The organism is Paraglaciecola sp. L3A3, assembly GCF_009796765.1.
Classification (GTDB): domain Bacteria; phylum Pseudomonadota; class Gammaproteobacteria; order Enterobacterales; family Alteromonadaceae; genus Paraglaciecola.
In genome coordinates, this window is the sequence record NZ_CP047023.1 from 4,748,771 (window position 1) to 4,764,144 (window position 15,374).

At 39.7% G+C, this 15,374-nt stretch carries 19 protein-coding genes; 4 read left to right on the top strand and 15 right to left on the bottom strand.

Annotated features, from left to right (window positions below; all coding sequences use genetic code 11):
- Nucleotides 1-5 precede the first annotated feature (5 nt).
- The 4 genes from GQR87_RS19615 to bamE all read left to right on the top strand — a co-directional run bounded on the left by GQR87_RS19615 (nt 6) and on the right by bamE (nt 3,249).
- Entirely contained in the window at nt 6-1,151 is a 1,146-nt protein-coding gene (locus GQR87_RS19615) for a beta-ketoacyl-ACP synthase III (RefSeq protein ID WP_158972338.1), read from the top strand.
- Nucleotide 1,152: 1 nt separating this feature from the next.
- On the top strand, nt 1,153-1,554 hold the full coding sequence (locus GQR87_RS19620) for a hypothetical protein (RefSeq protein WP_158972340.1): 402 nt from the start codon (nt 1,153-1,155) through the stop codon (nt 1,552-1,554).
- The gene (locus tag GQR87_RS19625; RefSeq protein ID WP_158972342.1) at nt 1,554-2,576 is read left to right on the top strand and encodes a BtrH N-terminal domain-containing protein; all 1,023 of its coding nucleotides are present in this window, start codon (nt 1,554-1,556) and stop codon (nt 2,574-2,576) included. The genes GQR87_RS19620 and GQR87_RS19625 overlap by 1 nt, the downstream gene beginning before the upstream one ends.
- A gap of 73 nt (nt 2,577-2,649) precedes the next feature.
- On the top strand, nt 2,650-3,249 hold the full coding sequence (bamE, locus tag GQR87_RS19630) for an outer membrane protein assembly factor BamE (RefSeq protein ID WP_158972344.1): 600 nt from the start codon (nt 2,650-2,652) through the stop codon (nt 3,247-3,249).
- A gap of 65 nt (nt 3,250-3,314) precedes the next feature.
- On the opposite strand, the gene GQR87_RS19635 is transcribed toward bamE, so the two are convergent.
- The 15 genes from GQR87_RS19635 to rpsC form a co-directional block, all read right to left on the bottom strand.
- Nucleotides 3,315-4,541 carry a beta-ketoacyl-ACP synthase gene (locus tag GQR87_RS19635; RefSeq protein WP_158972346.1) on the bottom strand — a complete coding sequence of 409 codons (1,227 nt, stop codon included), beginning with the start codon at nt 4,539-4,541 and terminating at the stop codon, nt 3,315-3,317.
- Nucleotides 4,541-5,266 (bottom strand): 3-oxoacyl-ACP reductase FabG, encoded by a 726-nt coding sequence (fabG, locus tag GQR87_RS19640; RefSeq protein WP_158972348.1) that lies wholly within the window; start codon nt 5,264-5,266, stop codon nt 4,541-4,543. The genes GQR87_RS19635 and fabG overlap by 1 nt, the downstream gene beginning before the upstream one ends.
- Nucleotides 5,263-5,724 carry a 3-hydroxylacyl-ACP dehydratase gene (locus GQR87_RS19645; RefSeq protein WP_158972350.1) on the bottom strand — a complete coding sequence of 154 codons (462 nt, stop codon included), beginning with the start codon at nt 5,722-5,724 and terminating at the stop codon, nt 5,263-5,265. Before GQR87_RS19645 ends, fabG begins: the two co-directional genes overlap by 4 nt.
- Nucleotides 5,717-6,904 carry a beta-ketoacyl-[acyl-carrier-protein] synthase family protein gene (locus GQR87_RS19650; protein WP_233267329.1) on the bottom strand — a complete coding sequence of 396 codons (1,188 nt, stop codon included), beginning with the start codon at nt 6,902-6,904 and terminating at the stop codon, nt 5,717-5,719. Before GQR87_RS19650 ends, GQR87_RS19645 begins: the two co-directional genes overlap by 8 nt.
- A 1-nt stretch (nt 6,905) precedes the next feature.
- The gene (locus GQR87_RS19655) at nt 6,906-8,150 is read right to left on the bottom strand and encodes an NAD(P)/FAD-dependent oxidoreductase (protein ID WP_158972354.1); all 1,245 of its coding nucleotides are present in this window, start codon (nt 8,148-8,150) and stop codon (nt 6,906-6,908) included.
- 85 nt (nt 8,151-8,235) lie between these two features.
- A complete protein-coding gene (locus GQR87_RS19660; protein WP_158972356.1) occupies nt 8,236-8,667 on the bottom strand; it encodes a thioesterase family protein in 432 nt (143 codons plus the stop codon).
- Entirely contained in the window at nt 8,657-10,207 is a 1,551-nt protein-coding gene (hutH, locus tag GQR87_RS19665) for a histidine ammonia-lyase (protein ID WP_158972358.1), read from the bottom strand. Before hutH ends, GQR87_RS19660 begins: the two co-directional genes overlap by 11 nt.
- Nucleotides 10,208-11,200, bottom strand: coding sequence for a family 2 glycosyl transferase (locus GQR87_RS19670; protein WP_158972360.1), 993 nt, complete (start codon nt 11,198-11,200; stop codon nt 10,208-10,210).
- Nucleotides 11,201-11,202: 2 nt separating this feature from the next.
- A complete protein-coding gene (locus tag GQR87_RS19675) occupies nt 11,203-11,943 on the bottom strand; it encodes a glycosyltransferase family 2 protein (RefSeq protein ID WP_158972362.1) in 741 nt (246 codons plus the stop codon).
- Nucleotides 11,940-12,290: an acyl-CoA synthetase gene (locus GQR87_RS19680; RefSeq protein ID WP_158972364.1), complete on the bottom strand. Its 351-nt coding sequence runs from the start codon at nt 12,288-12,290 to the stop codon at nt 11,940-11,942. Before GQR87_RS19680 ends, GQR87_RS19675 begins: the two co-directional genes overlap by 4 nt.
- A complete protein-coding gene (locus tag GQR87_RS19685) occupies nt 12,283-13,617 on the bottom strand; it encodes an AMP-binding protein (protein WP_158972366.1) in 1,335 nt (444 codons plus the stop codon). Before GQR87_RS19685 ends, GQR87_RS19680 begins: the two co-directional genes overlap by 8 nt.
- Before the next feature lie 182 nt (nt 13,618-13,799).
- Complete coding sequence (gene rpsQ / locus GQR87_RS19690) at nt 13,800-14,051, bottom strand: 30S ribosomal protein S17 (protein WP_158972368.1); 252 nt, start codon at nt 14,049-14,051, stop codon at nt 13,800-13,802.
- 1 nt (nt 14,052) lies between these two features.
- Nucleotides 14,053-14,259, bottom strand: a complete 207-nt coding sequence (rpmC, locus tag GQR87_RS19695) for a 50S ribosomal protein L29 (RefSeq protein WP_158972370.1) — start codon at nt 14,257-14,259, stop codon at nt 14,053-14,055.
- Nucleotides 14,259-14,669 (bottom strand): 50S ribosomal protein L16, encoded by a 411-nt coding sequence (gene rplP, locus GQR87_RS19700; protein WP_158972372.1) that lies wholly within the window; start codon nt 14,667-14,669, stop codon nt 14,259-14,261. The genes rpmC and rplP overlap by 1 nt, the downstream gene beginning before the upstream one ends.
- A 2-nt stretch (nt 14,670-14,671) precedes the next feature.
- A complete protein-coding gene (gene rpsC / locus GQR87_RS19705; RefSeq protein ID WP_158972374.1) occupies nt 14,672-15,373 on the bottom strand; it encodes a 30S ribosomal protein S3 in 702 nt (233 codons plus the stop codon).
- Between the last annotated feature and the right edge of the window lies 1 nt (nt 15,374).

Consider the following 15,374-nt stretch of genomic DNA (forward strand, 5'->3'; position numbering starts at 1 on the left):
ACAACATGGGAAAACATGTATTTATCAATAAGTTATCAGCCGCTTTACCTAATACAGCTGTTAACAATAATGAAATGGAAACACGCCTTGGTTTAGTAGGCGATAAAAAATCCCGAGCACGTGGGGTTATTTTAAGAAGTAACGGTATCAAACAGCGTTATTACGCCATTGACCCCGAGACTGGAGAACAAAATTACACCAACGCAGCTTTAGCAGCTGAAGCGGTGCGTGGTTTGTTTGCTAACGACTCAGATTTATCAGAATTTGATACATTAGTGGCCTCTTCATCTATGCCTGATCAAGTGATGCCAAATCACGCAGCTATGGTACACGGAGAGTTAAAAAGCCCACCTTGTGAAATAGTTTCTACATCTGGTGTGTGTTTATGTGGTGTTACAGCTCTTAAGTATGCTTATTTAAATATCAAAGCTGATGAAAGTAAGCAAAGTGTAGTGGTGGCAAGCGAAGTCGCTTCATCAATCATGCATGCTCGTAATTTTGACTCGGAACACCAGCATAAAGTTGAAACCTTAGATGAACATCCAGAAATGGCCTTTGAAAAAGACTTCTTACGTTGGATGTTATCTGACGGCGCCGGGGCAGCATTATTAAGTGACCAAGCTAATACAGCTGGACGATCTTTACGCATAGACTGGATTGACAGTTTTTCTTTTGCCAATGAACTTGAAGCCTGCATGTATGCCGGCGCTGAAAAAATTGATGGCAAACTTAAAGGCTGGACAACTTACAGTGGTGAGCAAAGAGAACAGCAATCCATTATGTCTGTGAAACAAGATGTACGTTTATTAAATGACAACATCGTTAGGATCACAGTAGAAGAAACGTTAAAACGAATTATCGCTAAACGTAAACTTAATACAGCTGACTATGACTATTTTGTGCCGCATTACTCTTCCAATTATTTTCGCGAAAAAGTTTACCAAAGTTTAGTCAACATAGACTTTGAATTACCCTATGAAAAATGGTTTACCAACTTGCCTAACAAAGGGAATACTGGTTCAGCCTCAATATTTATTATGCTTGAAGAGCTGTTTAATTCACAGCAACTACAAGCGGGTCAAAAACTTTTATGTTACATACCTGAAAGTGGCCGTTTTTCTAGTGCTTTTATTCAGCTAACGGTCGTATAAGATGCGCGAAGATAATGTACCGCAAGATAATAGCCCTAGTTATGATGGTCATAAAAAACTGGTGTATGCCACAGATAAAGAAGGACATTATACAGGTGTGCAATCAAGTGGCTGGGAAGTTGAGAGTTTTGCCACTTCTATGGCCGTTGAAGATTTACATCAACTAGCCAACGAAGCGAAAGCGGCAGTAAAAGCCGGTACATTATCCCCTTTAGCCTACCATATGTATAAAAACCGTTTCGATATCCCTAATTTAGCGCAGGTCAGTGGTTTTTTTCAGTGGCAGATTAAACGCCATCTAAGACCGGAGATATTCAACAAACTAAGTCAGCGTAAAATTGACATTTATTGCAACGTATTTGCCCTCTCACCAGCACAGCTCACCAAGATAACAGACAAATAATGAATCAAATAGAAAATGCCTTTACTCACCGTCAATCCTCTCATTGTGAAACGGGAGTGGTGGCCAATATGCTCACCAATCAAGGGCGTATTAGTATGAGTGAACCCATGGCATTTGGCCTAGCTTCGGCACTGACGTTTGCCTATCTACCTTTTGTAAAAATTAATGGTTTACCCCTAATTGCTTATCGCATGCCTCCTAAAAGTATTATTAAAGGCGTGGCGAAAAAACTAAATATGACAGTGGATAGTCAAAAATTTTCTGACCCAGATAAAGGCATGCAAGCTTTAGATGATGAGTTGGCAAAGGGACACTGTGTAGGTTTACAAACCTCAGTTTATTGGTTGCCTTACTTTCCTGAGGATATGCGCTTTCATTTCAATGCCCATAATCTGATTGTTTACGGAAAAAACGCTGAGGGCGATTACCTAATTAGCGACCCTGTATTTGAAGATGTAGTGACATGTAATGCCGATAGCCTTAAACGTGCAAGGTTTGCCAAAGGTGCACTGGCTCCAAAAGGGCTAATGTATGTGTTACACGATAAAAATTTAGATTTTGATATGAATAGTTTGATTTATAAAAGTATCAAAAAAACCGCTAAGATGATGAATGGTTTACCTATCCCAGGTATTCCATTTTTTGGCATAAAGGGCATAATTTACCTTGCCAAACAAATCGAAAGCTTAGAAAACAAACCAATGAAATATAAACGTTTGTACCTAGGTAATATTGTTAGAATGCAAGAAGAAATTGGCACAGGTGGTGCTGGATTTAGATTTATGTATGCTAGTTTTTTAGATGAGGCAGCTACCTTAACAGGCGATACAGAGTTGTATGAACTATCAAAGCTAACCACAGAAATAGGTGATAAATGGCGAGCATTTGCGATGCAAGCTGTATTATTTTGTAAGAATAGAAAACAAATCTCATTAGGCGATATTGCAGACACTTTACGTGAATGTGGTCAAATGGAAAAACAATTACAGACTAGATTATTATCTCTATCTGTATTTAAATAATGTCACTCTAGCCGTTATTTTTCATATTGAAATATTAGAGATACGCTAACTTAACTTTAAAAGGATTAAAAAGATGTTATCAACCAAAGCTAAATCACTATTAACGCTAGTAGCAGTTATTAGCACAGTCACTATGGGCTGCTCTTCAACAAGTGACAGCTCAAGTGCAGCAGTAAGTATCCCTGGATTCCAAGAAGGCGCCACTATGGTGACACTTGTTAATATGCACCCAGACCCTAAACGAAAAATACTTTATGCGGTAAATTATCAACTAGCCGGTGGGATGATCCCTATGTGTGCTGAGGTGAAAATTGAAGATATAGGCAGCAAAGAAATAGAGTTTAATTATAACGGCATGACTTATACATACCTTTGGGATAAACATACTAGAAATGCTGGAGAGTCTTTGATGCAGAATATCTCCAACTTTATTGGCCCTAAGTGTGACAAAAATAAAGTATCTTCCTTAAGTGCAAAAGATCAGGCTGGAATTCAATCTGGCAAACCTAGTGTTGGTATGACTAAAGAAGGGATTTTATTTGCCATGGGGCGCCCACCAATTCATGCTAACCCATCCTTAGATGGTTCAACCTGGATGTACTGGCTTAATAAATTTAAAAAACAAGCGATTGATTTTGATAACAACGGCAAAGTAAAAGAAGTACGTTTATAATCGTTACTCAGTATCAAAAAAACGGCCTCAAATGAGGCCGTTTTTATATTCGGTGAGTTATAATTTTATATCATTCGTTTAAAAATTAACGATGTATTAATACCACCAAACGCAAAGTTATTAGTCATCACATAGTTGGTATCAATGGTTGCACCATCACCTACAATATATTCTAACTCACCACACAAAGGGTCGATATTATCCAACTGAATTGTTGGCGCAAACCAATTTCGGTTCATCATCTCGATACAAGCCCAAGCTTCGATTGCACCGCAAGCTCCCAGAGTATGACCCAAGTAACTTTTTAACGAGCTAACCGGTTTATTCTTACCTAAAACTTGTTCGGTAGCTTGAGTTTCGGCAATATCACCTTTAACAGTAGCAGTGCCGTGGGCACATACATAACCAATTTCAGCCGCTGACAGTCCCGCGTCTTGCAGAGCTAGTTCCATTGAAATGGCCATAGTATCTTTATTGGGCTGAGTAACATGTAGTCCATCAGAGTTGGTACCAAAACCGACTATCTCAGCCAAAATAGGCACACCACGCGCAATAGCATGCTCTCTTTCTTCAAGAATAAGGGTACTGGCTCCTTCACCTATGACTAAGCCATCTCTTTCTACATCAAATGGTCGAGGAGTTAATTCGGGGTGTTCCATTTTAGTACTAGTGGCAAACAAAGTATCAAACACAGCGACTTCTGAAAGGCAGAGCTCTTCACCGCCTCCCGCAACCATTACCTTTTGTTTACCATATTTTATTGCTTCATAAGCATAACCAATACCTTGAGAACCAGAGGTACAGGCAGAACTAGTAGTATGAATACGCCCTTTAATGCCAAAAAATACGCCAATATTCACAGCTGAGGTATGGTTCATCATTTTAATATAACTAGTAGCAGTCATACCTGACATATCATGGTGTTTAAGTAAGTCACCAAAACCAATTAAAGGAGGGGTTGAGCCTATGGAAGATCCATATGCCACACCTGTATCACCATTAGTTAATACTTCGCTATTCAATAATTGACTTTGTTCAAGAGCGAGCTCGGCACTGCGGGTCGCCATAACCGACAAACGTCCCATGGAGCGTGTTTGTTTGCGGGTGTAATGTTCTGGTTTTTTAAAATCTAAAATAGGCGCGGCTAAATCAGTGTTTAATCCTTTAACGTCCTGCCATTCAGCCATCCGAATGACTGCGTTTTTTTTCTTTCTTAAGCCAGCTTCGAAAGTCTGCCAGTTATCACCCAAGGCGGTAATTGAAGCCATTCCTGTTACTACAACACGTTTCATTACGCCATACCGCCATTAACCGAAAGTACCTGACGAGTGATATATGCTGCATCGTCAGACATTAAAAATGCCACAGAGCCTGCAACTTCTTGGGCCTGCCCTGCTCTTCTTAGTGGGATCATTTTCATGATTTCATCCATAGGTAATTCATCTGTCATACCTGTATCAATTAATCCAGGGGCAACACAGTTGACGGTAATTTTACGTTTAGCCAGTTCTAAAGCTAAAGCTTTAGTGGCACCAATCACGCCAGCTTTTGAAGCGCTGTAATTGACTTGCCCACGATTACCTATCAAACCTGACACAGACGCCATTGTAACTATACGTCCACCTTTTCTCGACCTGACCATAGGCATAACTAATGGATGTAGTACGTTATATATGGCATCTAGGTTAGTATGTACCACATCATCCCATTCGTTTTCAGTCATTGCAGGAAACGCCGTATCTCGAGTAATGCCAGCGTTACAGACAACTCCATAATAAGCGCCCTTATCAGTAAGATCTTGCTCTAAGATACCTTTAGTTTGACTACGATTGGCTACATCAAACTGCAAACAATAACTTTCTCTGCCAAGGGCTTTAATTTGTTCAACCACTTCATTTGCACTGGCAAGATCACCTCGACAATGCACGGTTACATCAAAACCATCTTTAGCTAATCGCAATGCTACAGCTTTACCAATACCTTTACTGGAGCCGGTTACTAATACTCTTTTTGTCATTTTTCTGCTTGCTCCGTCAAATATAGACTGGGATCTTCTGGTTCATAAACATTAATCTTCGCTTCAACAATTACCTCATCGTTATGCAAGATTGTACAATCAAATACACTTAAGCCATTGTCTTCTTTAAACAGCTTAGTCACAGAAGTGGTCAAAGTCGTACCCAATTTAAACTCACTAACGTTAGCTACGTAATTTCGCGCACTGACTAAAAATCCTAGGGCCACTTCTCCCCCATCATCGATATTAAGTGCATTGGCATAAGCGGCAATAGTTTGCGCTAAGTACTCTAATCCCACATACGCAGGTACTGATTTTTTTTCACTATTATAAAAATTGCTTTCAGGGTGAATTTTAACCGAACAACAAGCAGAAGAAGCAGAATAACTAACTAATTCATCCACTAAAATCATAGGATGGTCATGGGGTACAATTTGTTCTATCGCATATTTATTCATCGCTTAGGCCTATAACTAAACTGACATTATTTCCACCAAAGGCGAAAGAATTACTTAAACAGTAGCGTAAACGCTTAGTTAAATTAGATCTTTTTGAAACCCAATTTAAAGTAGGCATAGCGGGATCTTCTGCTCCATCCCATAAATGTTCCGGCATTTTTTGCTGTTGCAAAGCGAGATAACAAAATGCGATTTCTGTTGCGCCAGCAGCGCCCAATGTATGGCCCGTATAACCCTTAGTTGAACTAACATAAGGCTTATCGGTAAAAATGCTGGATACTGCAATCGCTTCCATTTCATCATTCTTAGGCGTGGCTGTACCATGTAAATTTATGTAATCGATATTGTCTGCGCTTAGCCCTGCGTTATTAATAGCTTGCTGCATGGCCACCATTGCGCCTTGGCCTTCAGGATGAGGCGCCGACATATGGTGAGCGTCACTCGACTCTCCTCCACCACATAATTTAATAGCGGACTTTTTACCGCTAACCACAGCTAAAGCCGCAGCTTCACCGATGTTAATGCCATCACGATTAACACTTGAAGGGTTACAAATTGCAGATGAAGTAGATTCTAAAGCACTAAAACCATTTACAGTCATGCCACATAATGAGTCAACACCTCCCACAATTACAGCGTCCAATAACCCAGCGTGAATCATTTCTGCGGCGGTAATAAAGGTTTTAGCACTAGATGAACATGCAGTAGAAATGACTGAAACATAACCTTGGATTCCTGCGTATTCACTAATGAACTCCGCTGGATTAGACAATTCTTGCACTTGATAATCATAACTATCGGGAAAGTTTCCTTGCTCAACTCGGTACAACATAGCCTCTTCGCCTTGAGCAATACCTGAGGTGCTACTACCTAAAATCACCCCGATTCTGTGCGCAGAATATTCTGCTTTAAGATCATCTACTATACTTTCGATTTGTTGATAAGCCATTAGAGCCAATTGATTATTACGGCTTTGAAAATGTTTAGGAAAATGACTTAAGTCAGGCAATGTAGCGGATACTTGACCAACATAGATATTGCCATGGTTGAGTAAATCTGTGCGCTCAACCATGCCCGCTTGCGAACCAGCAAACAAGTTTTTGGCCACTTCTTCAGCACTGGTTCCTAGTGGGTTACACAAACCCAAACCATTAATATAAATAGGTTTAAGGTGAAACAAACTAATCAGCCTCACATAACTTAGTTAACATTCTTAAACCCCGAGTCGAACTTTTTACAAATGGATTGGTTTCATCCCATGCATATCCAGCAAGTATAGAAGTAATCATAGGCTTAACTTCAGATTCTTCGCTTTGGAAGAAAATTACATTTTGAAAACCGGTATCATACCAAGACATAACAAAGGTCTTAAATACCTCTATCCCCTTACGTAGAGGTTCATCATAGTCAACTTGCCAATCTATGGTTTCCCCTGACAACTGGCGATCAAGTAAAGTTGCAGCAGAAGCGGCTGAGCGCATAGCAATGGTCACCCCAGAAGAAAACACAGGATCAAGGAACTCACCTGCATTACCCAATAACGCATAACTCGGTCCATGTAACGATTTGACACTGGCAGAATAACCACCAATCACACGAGCAGGTTGTAACATTTCTGCATCAGCCAATAAAACTGATAAATTATCATCCTCGTGTATGAACTTTAGAAGTTGCTCTTCAGGTGTTTGCGAGTCATCTAAAAACTCTGGTCGAGTGACCACACCAATACTGGATGTACCATCAGAAAAAGGGATCAACCAATACCATACATCAGCAATAGTTGGATGCACAGTAATCAATATTTTTTGACGATCGAAATTAGCATTAGCAGGCATATTATCTTTGAAATGCGTAAACACTGCTTTGCGGTTAGTTAAATTACTGGGCGTTTCTAAATCCAGTAAACGAGGCAGCACTCGACCAAATCCACTAGCATCTAACACAAACTTAGCCGTTAATTGATAATTACCTTGCTCACTACCAATTTCAAGGCATGCGCCTTGCTCGTCAGTTTCAACAGATAATACAGTTTGTTGATACCTAAAATTGGCTCCAGCTTTTTCGGCTTCATCTGCCAATAATTTATCAAAGACTGCACGCTTCACTTGGTATGTAGTACCTGGGCCCTGCGAAAATTTTTGTTCAAAATCAAAGTCTGAACGTTCGCCATTACGATAAAAAGCGGCGCCATTTTTATATTGAAATCCAAGTTCCTCTGCATGCTCATGCAGAGCGTCTAACATGCCCGCTTGTTCAACAAATTCCATACAGTGGGGCAATAAACTCTCACCGATAGAAAAACGAGGAAACACTTCTCGTTCGATAACCATGATATTCCAGCCTTTTTTAGCTAGCATAGCAGCGGCAATCGCTCCAGAAGGCCCCGCTCCTATAATCACTACATCACAAACTTCTGTGTTACTCATTTTTATTTGCTCCATAAATACAAACGCATGTTAACTAAAGGGTAAAAATACATCCAAGACATCAGTTGTTAATTCTGGAATGAATTTAATGTTTACCAATATAGGGTGTTAATTTATCGATTAGACATTGTGGTGTTTCAAACAGCATTTCACCATCCGCCATATCTACAGCCACTTGTATGGTATAGGCCTTATTTAAGACCTTACCCGTGGCTTTATCTTTAATAATATATTCAATTTTCATTCTGGTTTGATATTCAACCAAACTAGCTTCAACCACTATACAATCACTCAATTTAGCCGAAGCGACATATTTCAGACGCATATCAACAATCGGCCACACATAACCAGAAGCTTCCATAGCTAGATAGTTATAATCGAACAATTTAAGTAATTCACAACGGGCAACTTCTAAATATTTAACATAGTTGCCATGCCATACCACACGCATAGAATCTACATCAAAAAATTGCACTTCCATTTCAGTCGAATGACTGACTATGGATTTAGCTTTCATATAAAGACCATTTTTGTTGCTGCACATAATTTACGGTTTGGCGCAATAACTTATCTGTAGGTCTATCTTCCTCTATCAACTGAAAGAACTCCCCAATATCATCTAACATAGTGGCCATTTCAGTTGTCAAAGATTGTTTATCTAATTCATTACTCTGGATACGTAACCATACCCCTTGCACTGATGCCAACAAAGTAGCCGCAACCACCTGTTCAGTTAACTGTAAGACTCGTAAACAATCTCTAGCAGCAATAGTCCCCATACTCACTTTATCTTGATTGTGACATTCAGTAGAGCGAGAAAACACACTGGCTGGCATAGTTAGTTTCAGCGCTTCTGCGGTCCATGCAGAGCAACCAATTTGAATCGCTTTAAAACCATGGTTGATAAAACGCCTGTCGCCTTTAGCGCCAGACAAATTAGAAGGCAAACCATGATTCATTTTGACATCTACCATAGTGGCAATTTGTCTGTCAGCTAAGTCAGCCAAATTGGCTACACAGTTTTTTAATGAATCCATCGCCATAGCGATATGACCACCATAAAAATGCCCACCATGTAAAACATGCTGACCAATACCATCTATGATTGGGTTATCGTTAGCACTGTTTAGCTCATTGGTAATCATGCTTTCAAACCAAGGTAAACTATCTTGCAACACCCCAATTATGTGTGGCGCACATCGAATAGAATAACGATCTTGTAGTCGTTGGGAATTACGTGGATGAGTGTGATGATTAAGATCGTTCTGGATCCAAGAGGCAATTTGGTTTTGACCAGGATGAGGCTTCACACTAAATAAAATATCATCAAAGTGGTTACTGTTACCTTTTAATGCCAAACTAGAAAGCGCGGTAATTCTGGCCATTAGTTTAGCTAAATAGGTAGCTCGTTCAAAAGCTAAGCAAGCCAAAGCTGTCATCACAGCCGTACCATTCATTATTGCCAAGCCTTCTTTTGGTCTTAGCTTAATGGGTTTAAGACCGGCCAATTTGAATGCTTCAGAACTTTGCATGATGGTATCTTGGAAATACACATCTCTTTCGCCAATCAAAGCACCTGCAATATAAGATAATGGTGTTAAATCGCCACTTGCACCAACTGATCCTTCCTGGGGAATAACAGGAATAATGTTCTGATTGAGCATAGCCACTAATAAATTCAATAAGTCCCAGCTAACTCCCGAGTAACCTTGAGATAATGAAGCTAAACGTGTCGCAAGAATCGCACGACCTTCTTCTATACTGAAAAAGTCACCTAAACCACAGCCATGAAAGCGAGTTAAATGAATAGGTAGCTCATCCACTAAAGATAGAGGCACTTCTACGGTACAAGAGTCACCGTAACCCGTAGTCACGCCATAAATATGCCCATCTTCTTCCAATAATTGATCAAGAAAACGCACACCTTGATCTATTTTATCGGTAAAACTTTTGTCTGTAGACAACTCAACTTGTTGACCCGTTTTAGCAACTCTCACCACATCTTGTATAGAGAGTTTTTTTGCACCGAAACATAACTTATTCAAGCCTGACTCCATTTAGCTAACTCCCGCTTTATCTTTATTTTTCTCTGATTGATTTGAATTATTTGTTTCATTTGCCCGCCAAAAGTCGAAAAAATTATTCCATTGATAAGGTTCTTTTAAACAATAATGACCTAATCTCTGGGTATATTTTTCCATTAAACTTTGAAAATACTGCTTTCGTTCTTTACGTTTTACTTTGGTGGGTTGGGCAAAATCTTCAATATAAGTTTGATACCGTCCACTTTCAGAGTTTTTTAAACAAGTCATAAAATACACTGGGCACTCCATAATTGTGGCTAAGGCAAAAGGGCCGATCGCAATCGGCGCGGGCTTAGATAAAAATGGCACAAAGTTAACACTCTCAGGATTATTCACCGAAGTTCGATCGGCAAATATCACCACTGCTTCACCATCATCAATTTTTTGTTTAAGCATGATAGTGTCGTCTGGCCCAAAGTTATTTACATGAATAAAATTAATCGCTGCGTCTGGATTGATACGTTTAAGAAAGTTATTAAAAGAAGGAGCATGTTCATTATAAGTAATGACGTTTAACTTTTTCTTATTTTCACCTGAACTAAAAATAGCTCGGCATATTTCCATGTTGCCAAGATGAGCGCTTAATATCACAGCCCCTTGACCGGAAGTTAACTTGCTGTAGACATCTGGGTTCATAATTTCAATGTCATCAATATGTATTTTACCTAACCAAGCATCAAATTTATCGACTATGGCTAAGCCAAAAGTAATAAATATTTTAAATGCATGGCGGTGCAATCTTATGCCTTTTGAGCACTCAATATTTTGAGTTTTTTCTATTTGACACCAATAATCCTTTGCCGCATGTCGAGCAATCCGTCCTGTGAGATAAAAATACAGCATCACAGGAAACAGGCATATTTGAAAAAGCCATTTTCCAAATACTTTATAGACAAAAACTAGGCATTGAATACCGAATATATTGCCACGCTCTTTAAGACTGGACCAATGTTGATTTTGTTGCATGATTACCTATTAAAATGTCGTAATAATAAGCTTGGACTGCGTAGTAACATGCCAAAAAATAGCTTGCTATGCATTTTGGAAATTAACCAATTGTCATTCCAAGCATTGAAGTGTGAAATTCCACCTTCAGGATAATGCACCTTAGTAGCAATAAACCTGACATTTAGACCTTGCCAATATAATCTGACCATGACTTCTATGTCGTAATCCATTCGTTTGCCCAAACTAACCTTATCAGCCAATTGAGCATAGGCATCTAAGGGATACACCCTAAATCCACACATTGAATCTTTAATCTGCAATGATAATGTTTCAACCCACACCCAAAAATGTGTGATAAAACGACCGTAATATCGCCCTTTTGAAATACTGTCATCATAAATGGGTCTACCGCTGATCAAACAATTAGGAAAAGCACGAGATTCAGCCAATAAGGTTTCAACATCAGATAAATCATGTTGACCATCAGCATCAACTTGCAAAGCATGAGTCATACCTAACTCATGGGCTTTTTTTAAGCCGGTGTCGACTGCAGCACCTTTGCCACCATTTTGTTCTCTGCGTATTAACACCACATTATCGAACTCACGATCAATTGCAGACAAAACAGTTTGAGTGGCTAAATTACTACCATCATCCACCAGGATAATCTGCATTTGAAAGGATTGAAGGCTAGTTATAGTACTTTCAATCACATCGGCATGGTTATAATTAGGTATAACGAAACAATACTGCGAAGTCACTCAAACAAAACCTTACCCGATGCATGCTGCCCGTGGTCCGAGCTATAACTAAACGAGTATTTTTTATCATTGAGTTTTTTTAACACTAGAGTTAATTGATATTTAGGGCGGATAATAATCTGGAATTTAAGGGCACTTAAACCAATAAAGTTAGATGCGTCGACAGCATAATATTCGGTTAAATATTCCATTACCCAATGAGTCATTACCACTCCGGGTAACACAGGGGCTGCAGGAAAATGCCCAGCAAAATAATAGAGATTTTCAGGAATTTCGAGCTGAATAGTCACACTATTCTCTGCAACATTCGTTGCTAAAACATTCCCATGATAAACATCTTTAGTCAAAATACGACTCCGCTTCCAGCCTACTCAATTTTCCTCTGGCATTATAGGGTAATTCAGTTGGATATCTATATTTTTTTGGTAGCAAAATGGCTTCGTACCAATTAGATAAATAGTCTTTGAATAGCCGATTTAGCTCGATTTTCTTCAATTTTTCAGTGGCTTTTAAACCTACACTATTGAGTACAATTAATGCAGCCAACTTTCGGCGGGGTGAACCTATTACCACCACAAATACATCATCAATATATTCATGCTGTTTCAGTCTTTCTTGCACTTCATCAAGTGATACTCTTTTTTCTTCAATTTTAACCACGCTGTCGGCACGTCCTAAAACACGGAAGCGGCCAGCCTGAAGGATCTCAACTCTATCATCAGCATAATACTCATCTTGCTGAATATAGGGCGAAGAAATAGCCAACAAGTCACTATTCGGTTGATAGGCTAGCTTAATGTTGTTAAATGCCAGCCAATCATTGTCATGCAGTGTATTTTTTTTACGCCAACCAATACCACCGGTTTCGGTGCTGCCAAATACCTCTACGATATCGCAGGTTAAAGTTTGTTGTAGAATTAAGTTTTTATTGGCATCCAAAGGCCCGCCTGAAGAGAATATGCTTTTCACTTTATCGCTTATGGGTAGCAATGGGTTATCTAAAGCCATCCTATGTAACTGAGCAGGGCTAGAAACAATAGTCACCTGGGATATATCTTCAGCTAATACTTTATTCGCAAGTTGCTCTGGGTATTCAAAGGCTTGACACACAAGAGCATGGCCTTTAGTGATAGGCCATAACATCTTGAACAATAAACCATAAATATGTTGATGAGGTACGGTAGATAAAAAAGTACTACCAGTGACTCTAGCTGCAAATTCTTTCTCTAAAACATCGACTTCTAGTTGTAACAACTTATATTGCTTTTTCACTATTTTAGGTACACCAGTTGAACCTGATGTGTAAAAGAAAATGTCGGCATTTTGTGGAATAGATAAACTAATATGTGAATGAAACTGACAATCAAGACTAGATTCAATAGTAGGTTCGATACTGCTGTCTCCGACACTTGCATCGACCGATGTTTTGACCTGTTTTATATGTTCTGGTTGCGCATTTTGCGGCAGAACAATTGATTTACCAGAGGCAAGCAGTGCGTAAAATAACGCTGAGAAAACATAACTATCTGGCTCATATAACAACCAGCTTTTGCCAGTATGGTGAGTAAATAATTGCATATAATTAGCGACCATAGCAGCCCATTTCTGGGATGTATGTTGCTCACCGACAAAATGTATTTCTGCAGAATGGATGTGGTAAAAAGTCGATTCCATTTACGTTAGGTATTCCTGAAAATCACTAAAAGTGTAAAAAACAATACACTTAAATTTTATGTTCTTATTATTTGCCTAATTCTACCGTGTCAGATTGATAAATGCTATTTCGCAAGCTAATACAAACAAAAAAGGCGCTTACCTTACGATAAGCGCCTTTTATATTACTTTTACTTCAGCAATTAAGCTTTAGTAATAACGTCTACTAAAGTCCAGTTTTTTGACTTAGACAAAGGACGACATTCACGTATTGTTACTACGTCGCCTTCGTTACACTGGTTAGTTTCGTCATGTGCATGTAGCTTAGTAGTGCGCTTAATGAACTTACCATAAATAGGGTGTTTCACTTTACGTTCTACTGCAACAGTAATAGATTTCTCCATTTTGTTGCTAACCACACGACCTTGTACTGTACGAACTGTTTGTTCAGTCATATTATGCTCCTACAGAAGGCGCAGCAGCCTTTTCAGTCAGAATGGTTTTAACACGCGCGATACTGCGACGCACTTTACGAAGACCGTCAGTTTTTTCAAGCTGACCTGTGCTCGCTTGCATACGCAAGTTAAATTGTTCACGAAGCAAGTTTAATAGCTCTGCGTTCAATTCTTCTACGCTTTTTTCTTTCAGTTCTGTGGCATTCATTACATCACCGTCCGAGTTACAAAAGTGGTTTTAAATGGCAATTTAGATGCTGCCAATTCAAAGGCTTCGCGAGCTAATTCTTCTGGAACACCTTCCATTTCATATAGCACACGACCTGGCTGAATTTGGCAAACCCAATATTCAACGTTACCTTTACCTTTACCTTGACGCACTTCTAGAGGCTTCTCAGTAATCGGCTTATCAGGGAAAACCCTAATCCAAATTTTGCCTTGACGTTTAACTGCACGAGTCATTGCACGACGAGCTGCTTCGATTTGGCGAGCAGTCATACGACCACGTCCAACCGCTTTCAACCCGTAAGTACCAAAACTAACGTCGCTACCAGCGGCAAAGCCACGGTTACGACCTTTGTGCATTTTACGGAACTTCATACGTTTAGGTTGTAACATAATTAGCCCTCACGCTTAGGAGCACGGCCTTTCTTCTTAGGTGCGGCAGCTGGCTGCTCGTGAGTAAGTGGTAAACCACCTAATACTTCACCTTTGAAGATCCATACTTTTACGCCAATGATACCGTATTGAGTTGCTGCTTCAGATGTTGCATAGTCGATATCTGCGCGGAATGTGTGTAATGGAACACGACCTTCACGATACCACTCTGAACGAGCAATTTCAGCGCCGCCTAAACGACCACTAACTTCAACTTTGATACCCTTAGCACCAATTCTCATTGCGTTTTGTACCGCACGCTTCATAGCACGACGGAACATAACACGACGTTCTAGTTGGCTAGCAATGCTATCCGCAACTAGTTGACCATCTAACTCTGGCTTGCGTACTTCAGCAATGTTGATCTGAGCTGGCACACCGGCTAGCTTAGATACATGCTTACGTAGCTTCTCAACGTCTTCACCTTTTTTACCGATAACAACACCCGGACGAGCAGTGTGTATAGTTACACGTATGCTCTTCGCTGGACGTTCGATAATCAATTTCGAAAGTGAAGCACTTTTAAGTGCCTTAGTCAGATACTGACGTACCTGATGGTCATTAAACAGGTTATTCGCATAATCTGCAGTATTAGCGTACCAGGTAGATGTCCATGGTTTGCTGATACCCAGGCGTATGCCCGTAGGATGTACCTTCTGTCCCATT

Excerpts from the sequence above, each read along its gene's own strand:
- GQR87_RS19655 (WP_158972354.1), bottom strand. The coding sequence starts at position 8,150 with ATGAGTAACACAGAAGTTTGTGATGTAGTGATTATAGGAGCGGGGCCT.
- hutH (WP_158972358.1), bottom strand. The coding sequence starts at position 10,207 with ATGGAGTCAGGCTTGAATAAGTTATGTTTCGGTGCAAAAAAACTCTCT.
- rplP (WP_158972372.1), bottom strand. The coding sequence starts at position 14,669 with ATGTTACAACCTAAACGTATGAAGTTCCGTAAAATGCACAAAGGTCGT.
- GQR87_RS19670 (WP_158972360.1), bottom strand. The coding sequence starts at position 11,200 with ATGCAACAAAATCAACATTGGTCCAGTCTTAAAGAGCGTGGCAATATA.
- rpmC (WP_158972370.1), bottom strand. The coding sequence starts at position 14,259 with ATGAATGCCACAGAACTGAAAGAAAAAAGCGTAGAAGAATTGAACGCA.
- GQR87_RS19620 (WP_158972340.1), top strand. The coding sequence starts at position 1,153 with ATGCGCGAAGATAATGTACCGCAAGATAATAGCCCTAGTTATGATGGT.
- GQR87_RS19625 (WP_158972342.1), top strand. The coding sequence starts at position 1,554 with ATGAATCAAATAGAAAATGCCTTTACTCACCGTCAATCCTCTCATTGT.
- GQR87_RS19645 (WP_158972350.1), bottom strand. The coding sequence starts at position 5,724 with ATGAATAAATATGCGATAGAACAAATTGTACCCCATGACCATCCTATG.
- fabG (WP_158972348.1), bottom strand. The coding sequence starts at position 5,266 with ATGACAAAAAGAGTATTAGTAACCGGCTCCAGTAAAGGTATTGGTAAA.
- bamE (WP_158972344.1), top strand. The coding sequence starts at position 2,650 with ATGTTATCAACCAAAGCTAAATCACTATTAACGCTAGTAGCAGTTATT.
- GQR87_RS19635 (WP_158972346.1), bottom strand. The coding sequence starts at position 4,541 with ATGAAACGTGTTGTAGTAACAGGAATGGCTTCAATTACCGCCTTGGGT.
- GQR87_RS19615 (WP_158972338.1), top strand. The coding sequence starts at position 6 with ATGGGAAAACATGTATTTATCAATAAGTTATCAGCCGCTTTACCTAAT.
- rpsQ (WP_158972368.1), bottom strand. The coding sequence starts at position 14,051 with ATGACTGAACAAACAGTTCGTACAGTACAAGGTCGTGTGGTTAGCAAC.
- GQR87_RS19685 (WP_158972366.1), bottom strand. The coding sequence starts at position 13,617 with ATGGAATCGACTTTTTACCACATCCATTCTGCAGAAATACATTTTGTC.
- rpsC (WP_158972374.1), bottom strand. The coding sequence starts at position 15,373 with ATGGGACAGAAGGTACATCCTACGGGCATACGCCTGGGTATCAGCAAA.
- GQR87_RS19660 (WP_158972356.1), bottom strand. The coding sequence starts at position 8,667 with ATGAAAGCTAAATCCATAGTCAGTCATTCGACTGAAATGGAAGTGCAA.